This is a genomic window from Escherichia sp. WS1368, from assembly GCF_046487485.1.
In the GTDB taxonomy this organism is placed as follows: Bacteria; Pseudomonadota; Gammaproteobacteria; order Enterobacterales; family Enterobacteriaceae; genus Escherichia; species Escherichia coli.
Genome location: NZ_JBJQJI010000010.1, coordinates 63,718 through 77,771, shown reverse-complemented (window position 1 = coordinate 77,771; position 14,054 = coordinate 63,718). Strand labels below are relative to the sequence as shown.

At 51.7% G+C, this 14,054-nt stretch carries 14 protein-coding genes and 5 tRNA genes; 14 read left to right on the top strand and 5 right to left on the bottom strand.

Annotation, left to right across the window (positions count from 1 at the left end):
* Positions 1–38: 38 nt before the first annotated feature.
* The 5 genes from gutM to srlA form a co-directional block, all read right to left on the bottom strand.
* Positions 39–398, bottom strand: coding sequence for a transcriptional regulator GutM (gutM, locus tag ACJHYD_RS17065; protein WP_000252908.1), 360 nt, complete (start codon positions 396–398; stop codon positions 39–41).
* A gap of 105 nt (positions 399–503) precedes the next feature.
* Positions 504–1,283 (bottom strand): sorbitol-6-phosphate dehydrogenase, encoded by a 780-nt coding sequence (gene srlD / locus ACJHYD_RS17060; RefSeq protein ID WP_001077351.1) that lies wholly within the window; start codon positions 1,281–1,283, stop codon positions 504–506.
* Between the two features lie 3 nt (positions 1,284–1,286).
* The gene (srlB, locus tag ACJHYD_RS17055; protein ID WP_000216201.1) at positions 1,287–1,658 is read right to left on the bottom strand and encodes a PTS glucitol/sorbitol transporter subunit IIA; all 372 of its coding nucleotides are present in this window, start codon (positions 1,656–1,658) and stop codon (positions 1,287–1,289) included.
* 10 nt (positions 1,659–1,668) lie between these two features.
* The gene (gene srlE, locus ACJHYD_RS17050) at positions 1,669–2,628 is read right to left on the bottom strand and encodes a PTS glucitol/sorbitol transporter subunit IIB (RefSeq protein WP_000196934.1); all 960 of its coding nucleotides are present in this window, start codon (positions 2,626–2,628) and stop codon (positions 1,669–1,671) included.
* Positions 2,625–3,188, bottom strand: a complete 564-nt coding sequence (gene srlA, locus ACJHYD_RS17045; protein WP_000573321.1) for a PTS glucitol/sorbitol transporter subunit IIC — start codon at positions 3,186–3,188, stop codon at positions 2,625–2,627. The genes srlE and srlA overlap by 4 nt, the downstream gene beginning before the upstream one ends.
* 255 nt (positions 3,189–3,443) lie before the next feature.
* Between srlA and mltB the strand changes: the two genes are divergently transcribed.
* From mltB to gshA, 14 genes are all read left to right on the top strand, one after another.
* Positions 3,444–4,529 (top strand): lytic murein transglycosylase B, encoded by a 1,086-nt coding sequence (gene mltB, locus ACJHYD_RS17040; protein ID WP_001328874.1) that lies wholly within the window; start codon positions 3,444–3,446, stop codon positions 4,527–4,529.
* Between the two features lie 144 nt (positions 4,530–4,673).
* Entirely contained in the window at positions 4,674–5,171 is a 498-nt protein-coding gene (gene pncC, locus ACJHYD_RS17035; protein WP_000132231.1) for a nicotinamide-nucleotide amidase, read from the top strand.
* A 79-nt stretch (positions 5,172–5,250) separates the two neighbouring features.
* On the top strand, positions 5,251–6,312 hold the full coding sequence (gene recA, locus ACJHYD_RS17030; protein WP_000963143.1) for a recombinase RecA: 1,062 nt from the start codon (positions 5,251–5,253) through the stop codon (positions 6,310–6,312).
* A gap of 68 nt (positions 6,313–6,380) precedes the next feature.
* Positions 6,381–6,881 (top strand): recombination regulator RecX, encoded by a 501-nt coding sequence (recX, locus tag ACJHYD_RS17025; protein ID WP_000140506.1) that lies wholly within the window; start codon positions 6,381–6,383, stop codon positions 6,879–6,881.
* Positions 6,882–7,008: 127 nt separating this feature from the next.
* Complete coding sequence (gene alaS / locus ACJHYD_RS17020; protein WP_000047168.1) at positions 7,009–9,639, top strand: alanine--tRNA ligase; 2,631 nt, start codon at positions 7,009–7,011, stop codon at positions 9,637–9,639.
* 234 nt (positions 9,640–9,873) lie between these two features.
* Positions 9,874–10,059, top strand: coding sequence for a carbon storage regulator CsrA (gene csrA / locus ACJHYD_RS17015; protein ID WP_000906486.1), 186 nt, complete (start codon positions 9,874–9,876; stop codon positions 10,057–10,059).
* A 316-nt stretch (positions 10,060–10,375) separates the two neighbouring features.
* Positions 10,376–10,468: transfer RNA gene (locus tag ACJHYD_RS17010), tRNA-Ser, on the top strand.
* A gap of 3 nt (positions 10,469–10,471) precedes the next feature.
* Positions 10,472–10,548: transfer RNA gene (locus ACJHYD_RS17005), tRNA-Arg, on the top strand.
* Between the two features lie 198 nt (positions 10,549–10,746).
* Positions 10,747–10,823 (top strand) — tRNA-Arg (locus ACJHYD_RS17000).
* Positions 10,824–10,885: 62 nt separating this feature from the next.
* A tRNA-Arg gene (locus ACJHYD_RS16995) sits at positions 10,886–10,962 on the top strand.
* A gap of 102 nt (positions 10,963–11,064) precedes the next feature.
* Positions 11,065–11,141: transfer RNA gene (locus tag ACJHYD_RS16990), tRNA-Arg, on the top strand.
* Positions 11,142–11,288: 147 nt separating this feature from the next.
* Positions 11,289–11,855: a fructose-1-phosphate/6-phosphogluconate phosphatase gene (gene yqaB, locus ACJHYD_RS16985; protein WP_000273309.1), complete on the top strand. Its 567-nt coding sequence runs from the start codon at positions 11,289–11,291 to the stop codon at positions 11,853–11,855.
* On the top strand, positions 11,852–12,280 hold the full coding sequence (locus ACJHYD_RS16980) for a YqaA family protein (protein WP_001287454.1): 429 nt from the start codon (positions 11,852–11,854) through the stop codon (positions 12,278–12,280). The genes yqaB and ACJHYD_RS16980 overlap by 4 nt, the downstream gene beginning before the upstream one ends.
* 72 nt (positions 12,281–12,352) lie before the next feature.
* A complete protein-coding gene (gene gshA, locus ACJHYD_RS16975) occupies positions 12,353–13,909 on the top strand; it encodes a glutamate--cysteine ligase (RefSeq protein ID WP_001551535.1) in 1,557 nt (518 codons plus the stop codon).
* The last annotated feature ends 145 nt before the right edge of the window (positions 13,910–14,054 follow it).

Below are 14,054 nucleotides of genomic sequence, written 5' to 3'. Positions count from 1 at the left end.
AATGATAACTTCGCAAGCAAGTAACATTCACAACGAAATTATCCACGTTTCAGTTTAAGCGCCAATGATAGAGCATTCTGTGATAGTGGATCATGGGGAAAGATCACATCGGGCTGTAAATCACCCGCATGCATACCGGTAATTGCGGGAATTTTTTGCGGTCGGGCGAAGACGGTCAGTCCTTTCATAAACAAGGTGTCGACGATGCGTTGCTGATCGTCTAGCGCGATGGCGACCACGACCCGCGGTTTAAAGCGCCCGCTGGAACGGCCCACGCCAACCCGCCCTTGCTGGCATAGTGTGTCGAAAGCACGGTTAAAACGAGAAATTTGCCAACCGCCTAAGGCCAGTTGCGCACACCAGGCGATAACGGCGACGGTGATGAGTGCGGATACCATAACTTTTCCTTAATGTAGTGGCGGAAGTCCTGTAGGCCTGATGAGCGTAGCGCATCAGGCATTTTATTAGTCTCGCGGAGATCCTTAACGGATCTCCGCTGTTGATCAGAACATCACCTGACCGCCGGTGACATTGATCGACTGTCCGGTGCAGTACGACGCCTTAGGACTGGCGTAGAACAGAAGCATATTCAGCACATCCTGATAATCGCAGCCGCGTTTGAGCGGTACTTTGTCGATGTAATACTGCTCGACTTGATCCGGTTTGATACCCAGCTTGGTCGCATATTGTGGCAATAGCGACTGAAACATCGGCGATTTCAGCAGATTACCGAGCATCAGTGAATGCACCGTAATGCCGTACTCCGCCAGATCCAGCGCCAGTGATTGAGTCAGCCCGACGCCACCAAATTTCGCGGCGCTATAACCAGAGTTGTGTTTGCTGCCCACTTTGCCGGATTTCGAGTTGATCTGAATAATGCGCCCCTGAATCCCGTCGCGGATCATCAAACGCGAAAATTCACGGGCACACAGGAAATAACCCACCAGATTCACTTGTAGCGAACGGTCAAAATCGCCGAGCTGGAAGTCGCTGATAAAGGCTGCTTTTGCAATTCCGGCGCTGTAGACCAGCAAATCCACGCGACCAAAGATTTCATCTACCCCACGAGAGAGCGCCAGAACGCTTTGCTCGCTGGTGGCGTCAGCACCAAAACCATACGCTGTTCCTTCACCATATTCGGCGTTAATTTCTTGTGCCACATTTGCGGCTTTGTCGCTCTGAATATCGACAACCGCGACGCGATACCCCTCGGCAGCCAGACCGTGGCACAGGAACGCGCCTAAGGTTTGCCCACCACCGATGACAACGGCAACCTGATTCATTTTTTACTCCTTAACAGATTCAAACTTCAAAACCGATCCCGGCGCGATATCGTCGGGGACAGGGCCTGCCACATGGACAGTGCCCGGAAATTCCGCTTCGTTTAAACCATCGAAGCGCAGGGTGACATGACCCAGTTCGCGAAGGTTGTCTTCCGCCACGCTGCCAACGGCGGTCACCGGATAGCGATGCTGCCCGAGCGAAAATTGCAAACCGGGATGGAGTGCACCTTTCAACTCGCCGTGGCAATGAATGAAGCAATATTCTTCGAGATCCGCAGGCGCGCCTTCACGAAAGGTGATGAGCATCTGGTCGCTGAGGGCGTCAGTGGCACTCGCGCCGATACGGGTGATGGTGGTCTGATAAATAACGGTCATGTTTCAGCCTCTATTGATAGATAAAACCGGAGACAAACCAGGCGATCAGTACAGTTGGCGCGCCGGTTAAAAAGCGGCTCACCAGAACAGAAGGGACACCGACGCGAACCGTGTCCTGACGGGCTTCCGCCAGCGACAAACCGACCGGGATGAAGTCGCAGGCCGCCTGCGCGTTGATGGCAAACAGTGCAGGTAAAGCCAGATGCGGCGGAATATTGCCGAGGCCAATCTGCACGCCAATCAATACGCCGATAACCTGTGCGATAACTGCGCCTGGGCCGAGGAAAGGTGAAAGCAGCGGGAAGGAGCAGATGAGCGCCAGCATGACCAGCCCCAGTGGATGGCTCGCCAGCGGAGCAAGACCGTGGGCAATCCAGTCGCCAAGACCGGAAGCCATAATGATGCCGATAAGCGCCGAGACGAACGCCATAAACGGCAGAATGGTTTTTAATACAGTGTCGATGGTGTCACGACCAGATTGAAACAACACGGCAACGGCAGAACCCATACCCATTCCCACCTTCGCCAGTAAACCATCGCTTTGTTCGGTGATTTTCTTGCTGGTGTCATAGTCACGGCCCACGGAAGAGGGTTGTGGTGTCGCATCACCCACTACAGTGATGTTTTCTTCTTTCACGCCAGAGACATAAATATCTTCCACAATATACTGCGCCAGCGGACCGGACTTGCCCGTCGAATGGATATTAATGGTGGGAATACGCCGTTTCGGATAAATGCCGCAGCGTAATGTGCCGCCACAGTCGATTACCGCGACACCAATTTCCGCCTCCGCGGGTTCACCTTCTTTAAATCCGTCAATAGCCTGCCAGCCAGTAAGCTGTGCCAGTTTGTCAACAATCGCAGGCCGGGTACCGGCGGTGATATAGACGATTTTTTTGCCCGGCGTGGCTTCCAGCTCAAGCGGGCCGCCCCAGCCACCCGTTCCTTTTTCGATCCGAATACGCGTCATGATGTTGCTCCTGCCAGGTGAACTTTTTGTTCAAGTTGAATGCCCATCTTTTTCTCAAAAATGGCGGTGGTCAGATCGGTCACCCAGCCGCGGAAGAAGTTGGTGACCAGACCAACCAGCAGATAACTCACCGCCAGTGGGCCAAGTGGCAGGTTCAGTGTTGTCAGACCGCTGGCAATGCCAAGATAAACAAACAGTTCGCCTGGGTTGATATGGGGGAAGAGGCCATTCATTGAGTGGCAGCTATAAGAGGCGGCCGCGTAGTAGCTGGGTTTGTATTTTTCCGGCATAAAGCGACCCAGGCTTAAGGTCATCGGATTGCAAAAGACAAACGTGCCAATGCACGGTAGCAGCAGGTAACGGGAAACAGGGTTACCGGCGCAACGTTGAGCAAAACGTTCAATACGATGCTGACCGATAAAATTAATCAGTGCGTTCATGATAACCAGCAGGCTAATCAACAGCGGAAGAATGCCGGTCACCATCCCGGTAAACACCTCTCCGCCCTTTTGGAACAGCCCGATAAACCACTCTGCACCATGAGTAATGGTTTCTATCATTGTTCTCTCCTTCAGGATTTATTGTTTTATTACCAAACGGCAACCTAATCTAATCAGATTGAAAGATTTAAAAGTGTTATTTTGATCGCAAAATGAAAGATAAATATTTTAACTTGAAAGTTTAAATAAAAGGATAGCGAGGAGAATGAGTTGAGTTATGTAAAGTCCGTATCGGGCAGTGACTACCGCTTCCTTGTGCGGGGCGTGATGCTTTACCATACTTGCCCCTGGTTGAATCTGTTAAATGGACCCCTCATGTTCAAGCGTCGTTATGTAACATTGCTTCCCCTTTTTGTGTTGCTTGCCGCCTGTAGCAGCAAGCCAAAACCTACTGAGACTGAAACGACCACCGGAACGCCGTCTGGCGGCTTCCTGCTTGAGCCGCAGCACAATGTGATGCAGATGGGCGGCGATTTCGCTAATAACCCGAATGCCCAGCAGTTCATCGACAAAATGGTGAACAAACACGGTTTCGATCGTCAGCAGTTGCAGGAAATTCTCTCCCAGGCGAAACGTCTGGATTCGGTACTGCGGCTGATGGATAACCAGGCACCAACCACATCGGTGAAACCGCCATCAGGTCCGAACGGCGCATGGCTGCGTTATCGCAAAAAATTTATTACGCCGGACAACGTGCAGAACGGTGTGGTTTTCTGGAATCAGTATGAAGATGCGCTGAATCGCGCGTGGCAGGTGTATGGCGTACCGCCGGAAATTATCGTCGGGATTATCGGCGTTGAAACGCGCTGGGGGCGCGTGATGGGGAAAACTCGCATCCTCGATGCGCTGGCAACGCTGTCATTTAACTACCCACGCCGCGCGGAGTATTTCTCTGGCGAGCTGGAAACTTTCCTGCTGATGGCGCGCGACGAGCAGGACGATCCGCTCAATCTGAAAGGTTCCTTTGCCGGGGCGATGGGCTACGGACAGTTTATGCCGTCGTCTTACAAACAATACGCGGTAGATTTCAGCGGCGACGGGCATATCAACCTGTGGGATCCGGTTGATGCCATTGGTAGTGTGGCGAACTATTTCAAAGCGCACGGCTGGGTGAAAGGTGATCAGGTTGCGGTGATGGCAAACGGTCAGGCTCCAGGCTTGCCAAATGGCTTCAAAACCAAGTACAGCATTTCGCAGCTTGCCGCGGCAGGTTTAACGCCACAGCAGCCGCTGGGCAACCATCAACAAGCCAGCCTGCTGCGTCTGGATGTCGGTACCGGTTACCAGTACTGGTACGGTCTGCCGAACTTCTACACCATCACCCGTTACAACCACAGTACCCATTACGCAATGGCGGTCTGGCAGTTAGGACAAGCCGTGGCGCTGGCGCGCGTGCAGTAACTATTTGCAAGAGGGGAGCGTGAGCTTCCCTCTGGCTAATCAGCTTTTTTCTGAATCCTCCTCGTAAAATTGCAACGCCAACACCATCTTCCTGACGAAAGTGCTATCTTGTCCGGCATAAATTTTTGACTGACAGAGGTTGTGATGACTGACAGTGAACTGATGCAGTTAAGCGAACAGGTTGGGCAGGCGCTGAAAGCCCGTGGCGCAACCGTAACAACTGCTGAGTCTTGTACCGGTGGTTGGGTAGCGAAAGTGATTACCGATATTGCCGGCAGTTCCGCCTGGTTTGAACGCGGATTTGTCACCTACAGTAACGAAGCGAAAGCGCAAATGATCGGTGTACGCGAAGAGACGCTGGCGCAGCATGGCGCGGTGAGCGAACCTGTCGTGGTGGAAATGGCGATAGGCGCACTGAAAGCGGCTCGTGCTGATTATGCTGTGTCTATTAGTGGTATCGCCGGGCCGGATGGCGGCAGTGAAGAGAAGCCTGTCGGCACCGTCTGGTTTGCTTTTGCCACCGCCCGCGGCGAAGGTATTACCCGGCGGGAATGCTTCAGCGGTGACCGTGATGCGGTGCGTCGTCAGGCTACTGCGTATGCATTGCAGACCTTGTGGCAACAATTTCTACAAAACACTTGATACTGTATGAGCATACAGTATAATTGCTTCAACAGAACATATTGACTATCCGGTATTACCCGGCATGACAGGAGTAAAAATGGCTATCGACGAAAACAAACAGAAAGCGTTGGCGGCAGCACTGGGCCAGATTGAGAAACAATTTGGTAAAGGCTCCATCATGCGCCTGGGTGAAGACCGTTCCATGGATGTGGAAACCATCTCTACCGGTTCGCTTTCACTGGATATCGCGCTTGGGGCAGGTGGTCTGCCGATGGGCCGTATCGTCGAAATCTACGGACCGGAATCTTCCGGTAAAACCACGCTGACGTTGCAGGTGATCGCCGCAGCGCAGCGTGAAGGTAAAACCTGTGCGTTTATCGATGCTGAACACGCGCTGGACCCAATCTATGCACGTAAACTGGGCGTCGATATCGACAACCTGCTGTGCTCCCAGCCGGACACTGGCGAGCAGGCACTGGAAATCTGTGACGCCCTGGCGCGTTCTGGTGCAGTAGACGTTATCGTCGTTGACTCCGTGGCGGCACTGACGCCGAAAGCGGAAATCGAAGGCGAAATCGGCGACTCTCACATGGGCCTTGCGGCACGTATGATGAGCCAGGCGATGCGTAAGCTGGCGGGTAACCTGAAGCAGTCCAACACGCTGCTGATCTTCATCAACCAGATCCGTATGAAAATTGGTGTGATGTTCGGTAACCCGGAAACCACTACCGGTGGTAACGCGCTGAAATTCTACGCCTCTGTTCGTCTCGACATCCGTCGTATCGGCGCGGTGAAAGAGGGCGAAAACGTGGTGGGTAGCGAAACCCGTGTGAAAGTGGTGAAGAACAAAATCGCTGCGCCGTTTAAACAGGCTGAATTCCAGATCCTCTACGGCGAAGGTATCAACTTCTATGGCGAACTGGTTGATCTGGGCGTGAAAGAGAAGCTGATCGAGAAAGCAGGTGCGTGGTACAGCTACAAAGGTGAGAAGATCGGTCAGGGTAAAGCGAATGCGACTGCCTGGCTGAAAGATAACCCGGAAACCGCGAAAGAGATCGAGAAGAAAGTACGTGAGTTGCTGCTGAGCAACCCGAACTCAACGCCGGATTTCTCTGTAGATGACAGCGAAGGCGTAGCAGAAACTAACGAAGATTTTTAATCGTCTTGTTTGATACACAAGGGTCGCATCTGCGGCCCTTTTGCTTTTTTAAGTTGTAAGGATATGCCATGACAGAATCAACGTCCCGTCGCCCGGCATATGCTCGCCTGTTGGATCGTGCGGTACGCATTCTGGCGGTGCGCGATCACAGTGAGCAAGAACTGCGACGTAAACTCGCGGCACCGATTATGGGCAAAAATGGCCCGGAAGAGATTGATGCCACGGCAGAAGATTACGAGCGCGTTATCGCCTGGTGCCATGAACATGGCTATCTCGATGACAGCCGATTTGTTGCGCGCTTTATCGCCAGCCGTAGCCGCAAAGGTTATGGACCTGCGCGTATTCGTCAGGAACTGAATCAGAAAGGTATTTCCCGCGAAGCGACAGAAAAAGCGATGCGTGAATGTGACATCGACTGGTGCGCACTGGCGCGCGATCAGGCGACGCGAAAATATGGCGAACCTTTGCCAACTGTCTTTTCAGAAAAAGTTAAGATCCAGCGTTTTCTGCTCTATCGTGGCTATCTGATGGAAGATATCCAGGATATTTGGCGAAATTTTGCCGACTGAACGCATACGGTATTTTACTTCCCAGTCAAGAAAACTTATCTTATTCCCACTTTTCAGTTACCAGCCCGGCGGTTAAGACACGCTGGAGCTGGTGGCGATATTTCGTTAGCTTGATTTCAGGATAATTATGAGCAAGAGCACCGCTGAGATCCGTCAGGCGTTTCTCGACTTTTTCCATAGTAAGGGACATCAGGTAGTTGCCAGCAGCTCCCTGGTACCCCATAACGACCCAACTTTGTTGTTTACCAACGCCGGGATGAACCAGTTCAAGGATGTGTTCCTTGGGCTCGACAAGCGTAATTATTCCCGCGCTACCACTTCCCAACGCTGCGTGCGTGCGGGTGGTAAACACAACGACCTGGAAAACGTCGGTTACACCGCGCGTCATCATACCTTCTTCGAAATGCTGGGCAACTTCAGCTTCGGCGACTATTTCAAACACGATGCCATTCAGTTTGCATGGGAACTGCTGACCAGTGAAAAATGGTTTGCCCTGCCGAAAGAGCGTCTGTGGGTTACCGTCTATGAAAGCGACGACGAAGCCTACGAAATCTGGGAAAAAGAAGTAGGGATCCCGCGCGAACGTATTATTCGCATCGGCGATAACAAAGGTGCGCCATACGCATCTGACAACTTCTGGCAGATGGGTGACACTGGTCCGTGCGGCCCGTGCACCGAAATCTTCTACGATCACGGCGACCACATTTGGGGTGGCCCTCCGGGAAGTCCGGAAGAAGACGGCGATCGCTACATTGAGATCTGGAACATCGTCTTCATGCAGTTCAACCGCCAGGCAGATGGCACGATGGAACCGCTGCCGAAGCCGTCTGTAGATACCGGTATGGGTCTGGAGCGTATTGCTGCGGTGCTGCAACACGTTAACTCTAACTATGACATCGACCTGTTCCGCACGCTGATCCAGGCGGTAGCGAAAGTCACTGGCGCGACCGATCTGAGCAATAAATCGCTGCGCGTAATCGCTGACCACATTCGTTCTTGTGCGTTCCTGATCGCGGATGGCGTAATGCCGTCCAATGAAAACCGTGGTTATGTACTGCGTCGTATCATTCGTCGCGCAGTGCGTCACGGCAATATGCTGGGCGCGAAAGAAACCTTCTTCTACAAACTGGTTGGTCCGCTGATCGACGTAATGGGCTCTGCGGGTGAAGACCTGAAACGCCAGCAGGCGCAGGTTGAGCAGGTGCTGAAGACTGAAGAAGAGCAGTTTGCCCGTACTCTGGAGCGCGGTCTGGCGCTGCTGGATGAAGAGCTGGCAAAACTTTCTGGTGATACGCTGGATGGCGAAACGGCTTTCCGTCTGTACGACACCTATGGCTTCCCGGTTGACCTGACGGCTGATGTTTGTCGTGAGCGCAACATCAAAGTTGACGAAGCTGGTTTCGAAGCAGCAATGGAAGAGCAGCGTCGTCGCGCGCGCGAAGCCAGCGGCTTTGGTGCCGATTACAACGCAATGATCCGTGTTGACAGCGCATCTGAATTTAAAGGCTATGACCATCTGGAACTGAACGGCAAAGTGACCGCGCTGTTTGTTGATGGTAAAGCGGTTGATGCCATCAATGCAGGCCAGGAAGCTGTGGTCGTGCTGGATCAAACGCCATTCTATGCGGAATCCGGCGGTCAGGTTGGTGATAAAGGCGAACTGAAAGGCGCTAACTTCTCCTTTGCGGTGGAAGATACGCAGAAATACGGCCAGGCGATTGGTCACATCGGTAAACTTGCTGCGGGTTCTCTGAAAGTGGGCGACGCGGTGCAGGCTGATGTTGATGAGGCTCGTCGCGCCCGTATTCGTCTGAATCACTCCGCAACGCACCTGATGCACGCTGCGCTGCGCCAGGTTCTGGGTACTCATGTATCGCAGAAAGGTTCACTGGTTAACGACAAAGTGCTGCGCTTCGACTTCTCACACAACGAAGCGATGAAACCAGAAGAGATTCGTGCGGTCGAAGACCTGGTGAACGCACAGATTCGCCGTAACTTGCCGATCGAAACCAACATCATGGATCTCGAAGCGGCGAAAGCGAAAGGTGCGATGGCGCTGTTCGGCGAGAAGTATGATGAGCGCGTACGCGTGCTGAGCATGGGCGATTTCTCCACCGAGCTGTGTGGCGGTACTCACGCCAGCCGCACTGGTGATATTGGTCTGTTCCGCATCATCTCTGAATCGGGTACTGCTGCAGGCGTTCGTCGTATCGAAGCGGTAACCGGAGAAGGCGCTATCGCCACCGTTCATGCAGACAGCGATCGCTTAAACGAAGTCGCGCATCTGCTGAAAGGCGATAGCAATAATCTGGCTGATAAAGTGCGCTCAGTACTGGAACGTACGCGTCAGCTGGAAAAAGAGTTACAACAGCTTAAAGAACAAGCTGCCGCACAGGAGAGCGCAAATCTTTCCAGTAAGGCAATTGATGTTAATGGTGTTAAGCTGTTGGTTAGCGAGCTTAGCGGTGTTGAGCCGAAAATGTTGCGTACCATGGTTGACGATTTAAAAAATCAGCTGGGGTCGACAATTATCGTGCTGGCAACGGTAGCCGAAGGTAAGGTTTCTCTGATTGCAGGCGTATCTAAGGACGTCACAGATCGTGTGAAAGCAGGGGAACTGATTGGTATGGTCGCTCAGCAGGTGGGCGGCAAGGGTGGTGGACGTCCTGACATGGCGCAAGCCGGTGGTACGGATGCTGCGGCCTTACCTGCAGCGTTAGCCAGTGTGAAAGGCTGGGTCAGCGCGAAATTGCAATAATATAAGCGTCAGGCAATGCCGTGGACTCGCTTCACGGCATTCGCATTAACGCTATCGACAACGATAAAGTCAGGTTGAAGTTGTGTATATCGGCTAAACTTAGGTTTAACAGAATGTAATGCCATGACTGCTTACATGTAATGTGTTTGTCATTGCTTACTTTTTGGCGTTATATGATGGATAATGCCGGGATACAGAGAGACCCGACTCTTTTAATCTTTCAAGGAGCAAAGAATGCTGATTCTGACTCGTCGAGTTGGTGAGACCCTCATGATTGGGGATGAGGTCACCGTGACAGTTTTAGGGGTAAAGGGCAACCAGGTACGTATTGGCGTAAATGCCCCGAAGGAAGTTTCTGTTCACCGTGAAGAGATCTACCAGCGTATCCAGGCTGAAAAATCCCAGCAGTCCAGTTACTAATCTTTCCGCGTCTCATCTTTATCGGTGAGACGCACCCCTCAAAATATCTCCTTCACTCCATTGTCTTTTCGCTTTACTCCCGTTCATTCAACTTAAGTCTCCATTTTTTTGCATTACTGCTATCTGACAGACCTCCGTTTTTCTGTTGATAAAACACTCTTTTTGACGTTTTTACAGACTAATTGAGCGTGAAGTGTGCAAACGATAAAAGTGTGGGAAAAATTGTTTGACTTATAAGTCTCAGAAAGTAATATGTGCGCCACGCAGCGACGATGAGCGATAAACAAGTTCTTCGAAGCACTCGTAAGAGGCGTGTGGTGAGGTGGCCGAGAGGCTGAAGGCGCTCCCCTGCTAAGGGAGTATGCGGTCAAAAGCTGCATCCGGGGTTCGAATCCCCGCCTCACCGCCATTTGCATCCGTAGCTCAGCTGGATAGAGTACTCGGCTACGAACCGAGCGGTCGGAGGTTCGAATCCTCCCGGATGCACCATATTCTACGTACTTTCAGCGATGAAGGTATGGAAGAGGTGGCGGTAATAACCGCAGGCACCAGGGAGGATAACGTTGCTTTAGCAACGGCCCGAAGGGCGAGCCGCAAGGCGAGTAATCCTCCCGGATGCACCATCTCTTACTTGATACGGCTTTAGTAGCGGTATCAAAAAATCTGCAGTAAAGTAAGTTTCCCGATGCATCCGTAGCTCAGCTGGATAGAGTACTCGGCTACGAACCGAGCGGTCGGAGGTTCGAATCCTCCCGGATGCACCATCTCTTACTTGATATGGCTTTAGCAGCGGTATCAATATCAGCAGTAAAATAAATTTCCCGATGCATCCGTAGCTCAGCTGGATAGAGTACTCGGCTACGAACCGAGCGGTCGGAGGTTCGAATCCTCCCGGATGCACCATATTCTCCGTAATCATCAGTGATGATGGTTAAGATGGATTTTCTTATTTGATATGGCTTTAGTAGCGGTATCAATATCAGCAGTAAAATAAGTTTTCCCGATGCATCCGTAGCTCAGCTGGATAGAGTACTCGGCTACGAACCGAGCGGTCGGAGGTTCGAATCCTCCCGGATGCACCATCTTCTCCAAAAAATTTCCTTCAAAAATATCTCATTTCTAAATAACTACTTTATCCATTTCCTGAATTTTCTTCTCCTTCGCCATCAGCGACAAAATCAAGCAATTACGCTAAAGTAGCGTCATATTTTTCGACTTGCGAGAAGACCATGTACGAGCGTTATGCAGGTTTAATTTTTGATATGGATGGCACCATCCTGGATACCGAGCCTACGCACCGTAAAGCGTGGCGCGAAGTATTAGGGCACTACGGTCTTCAGTACGATGTTCAGGCGATGATTGCGCTTAATGGCTCGCCCACCTGGCGTATTGCTCAGGCGATTATTGAGCTGAATCAGGCCGATCTCGACCCGCATGCGTTAGCGCGTGAAAAAACAGAAGCAGTAAGAAGTATGCTGCTGGATAGTGTCGAGCCGCTTCCTCTTGTTGAAGTGGTGAAAAGCTGGCATGGTCGTCGCCCAATGGCTGTAGGAACGGGGAGTGAAAGCGCCATCGCTGAGGCATTGCTGGCGCACCTGGGATTACGCCGTTATTTTGACGCCGTCGTCGCTGCTGATCACGTCAAACACCATAAACCCGCGCCAGACACATTTTTGTTGTGCGCGCAGCGTATGGGCGTGCAACCGACACAGTGTGTGGTCTTTGAAGATGCCGATTTCGGTATTCAGGCGGCCCGTGCAGCAGGCATGGACGCTGTGGATGTTCGCTTGCTGTGAGTGAAGCGTTATCGCTTTTCTCGTTGTTTGCCAGTAGTTTTCTCAGCGCTACACTATTACCCGGCAACTCCGAAGTCGTGCTGGTGGCAATGTTGCTTTCCGGGATCAGTCATCCCTGGGTTTTAGTTTTAACAGCAACAATGGGTAATAGCCTTGGAGGGTTAACTAACGTTATCCTTGGGCGTTTCTTTCCATTGCGTAAAACATCGCGCTGGCAAGAGAAAGCTACCGGCTGGCTGAAACGCTATGGTGCAGTCACGCTATTATTAAGCTGGATGCCCGTGGTTGGCGATTTACTGTGTCTGTTAGCGGGATGGATGCGCATCTCCTGGGGGCCGGTAATCTTTTTTTTGTGCCTTGGTAAAGCGTTACGCTATGTTGCAGTTGCAGCAGCGACCGTTCAGGGCATGATGTGGTGGCACTAATTGTAGGCCTGCACATATGGTCACCATTACAGTTATGCTAATTAAAACGATTTTGACAGGCGGGAGGTCAATTTGATCCCGGACGTATCACAGGCGCTGGCCTGGCTGGAAAAACATCCTCAGGCGTTAAAGGGGATACAGCGTGGGCTGGAGCGCGAAACTTTGCGTGTTAATGCTGATGGCACACTGGCAACAACAGGTCATCCTGAAGCATTAGGTTCCGCACTGACGCACAAATGGATTACTACCGATTTTGCGGAAGCATTGCTGGAATTCATTACACCAGTGGATGGTGATATTGAACATATGCTGACCTTTATGCGCGATCTGCATCGTTATACGGCGCGCAATATGGGCGATGAGCGGATGTGGCCGTTAAGTATGCCATGCTACATCGCAGAAGGTCAGGACATCGAACTGGCACAGTACGGCACTTCTAACACCGGACGCTTTAAAACGCTGTACCGTGAAGGGCTGAAAAATCGCTACGGCGCGCTGATGCAAACCATTTCCGGCGTGCACTACAATTTCTCTTTGCCAATGGCATTCTGGCAAGCGAAGTGTGGTGATATCGCGGGCGCTGATGCCAAAGAGAAAATTTCTGCGGGCTATTTCCGCGTTATCCGCAATTACTATCGTTTCGGTTGGGTCATTCCTTATCTGTTTGGCGCGTCTCCGGCGATTTGTTCTTCTTTCCTGCAAGGAAAACCAACATCGCTGCCGTTTGAGAAAACCGAGTGCGGTATGTATTACCTGCCGTATGCGACCTCTCTTCGTTTGAGTGATCTCGGCTATACCAATAAATCGCAAAGCAATCTAGGTATTACCTTCAACGATCTTTACGAGTACGTAGCGGGCCTTAAACAGGCAATCAAAACGCCATCGGAAGAGTACGCCAAGATTGGCATTGAGAAAGATGGTAAGAGGCTGCAAATCAACAGCAACGTGCTGCAGATTGAAAACGAACTGTACGCGCCGATTCGTCCAAAACGCGTTACCCGCAGCGGCGAGTCGCCTTCTGATGCGCTGTTACGTGGCGGCATTGAATATATTGAAGTGCGTTCGCTGGACATCAACCCATTCTCGCCGATTGGTGTAGATGAACAGCAGGTGCGATTCCTCGACCTGTTTATGGTCTGGTGTGCGCTGGCTGATGCACCGGAAATGAGCAGTAAAGAACTTGCCTGTACACGCGTTAACTGGAACCGGGTGATCCTCGAAGGTCGCAAACCGGGCCTGACGCTGGGTATCGGCTGCGAAACCGCGCAGTTCCCGTTACCGCAGGTGGGTAAAGATCTGTTCCGCGATCTGAAACGCGTTGCGCAAACGCTGGATAGCATTAACGGCGGCGAAGCGTATCAGAAAGTGTGTGATGAACTGGTCGCCTGCTTCGATAATCCCGATCTGACTTTCTCTGCCCGTATCTTAAGGTCTATGATTGATACTGGTATTGGCGGAACAGGCAAAGCGTTTGCTGAAGCGTACCGTAATCTGCTGCGTGAAGAGCCGTTGGAAATTCTGCGCGAAGAGGATTTTGTAGCCGAGCGCGAGGCGTCTGAACGCCGTCAGCAGGAAATGGAAGCCGCTGATACCGAACCGTTTGCGGTGTGGCTGGAAAAACACGCCTGACAGAAAAGAAAAAGGCCACTCGTGAGTGGCCAAAATTTCATCTCTGAATTCAGGGATGATGATAACAAATGCGCGTCTTTCATATACTCAGACTCGCCTGGGAAGAAAGAGTTCAGAAAATTTTTAAAAAAATTACCGGAGGTGG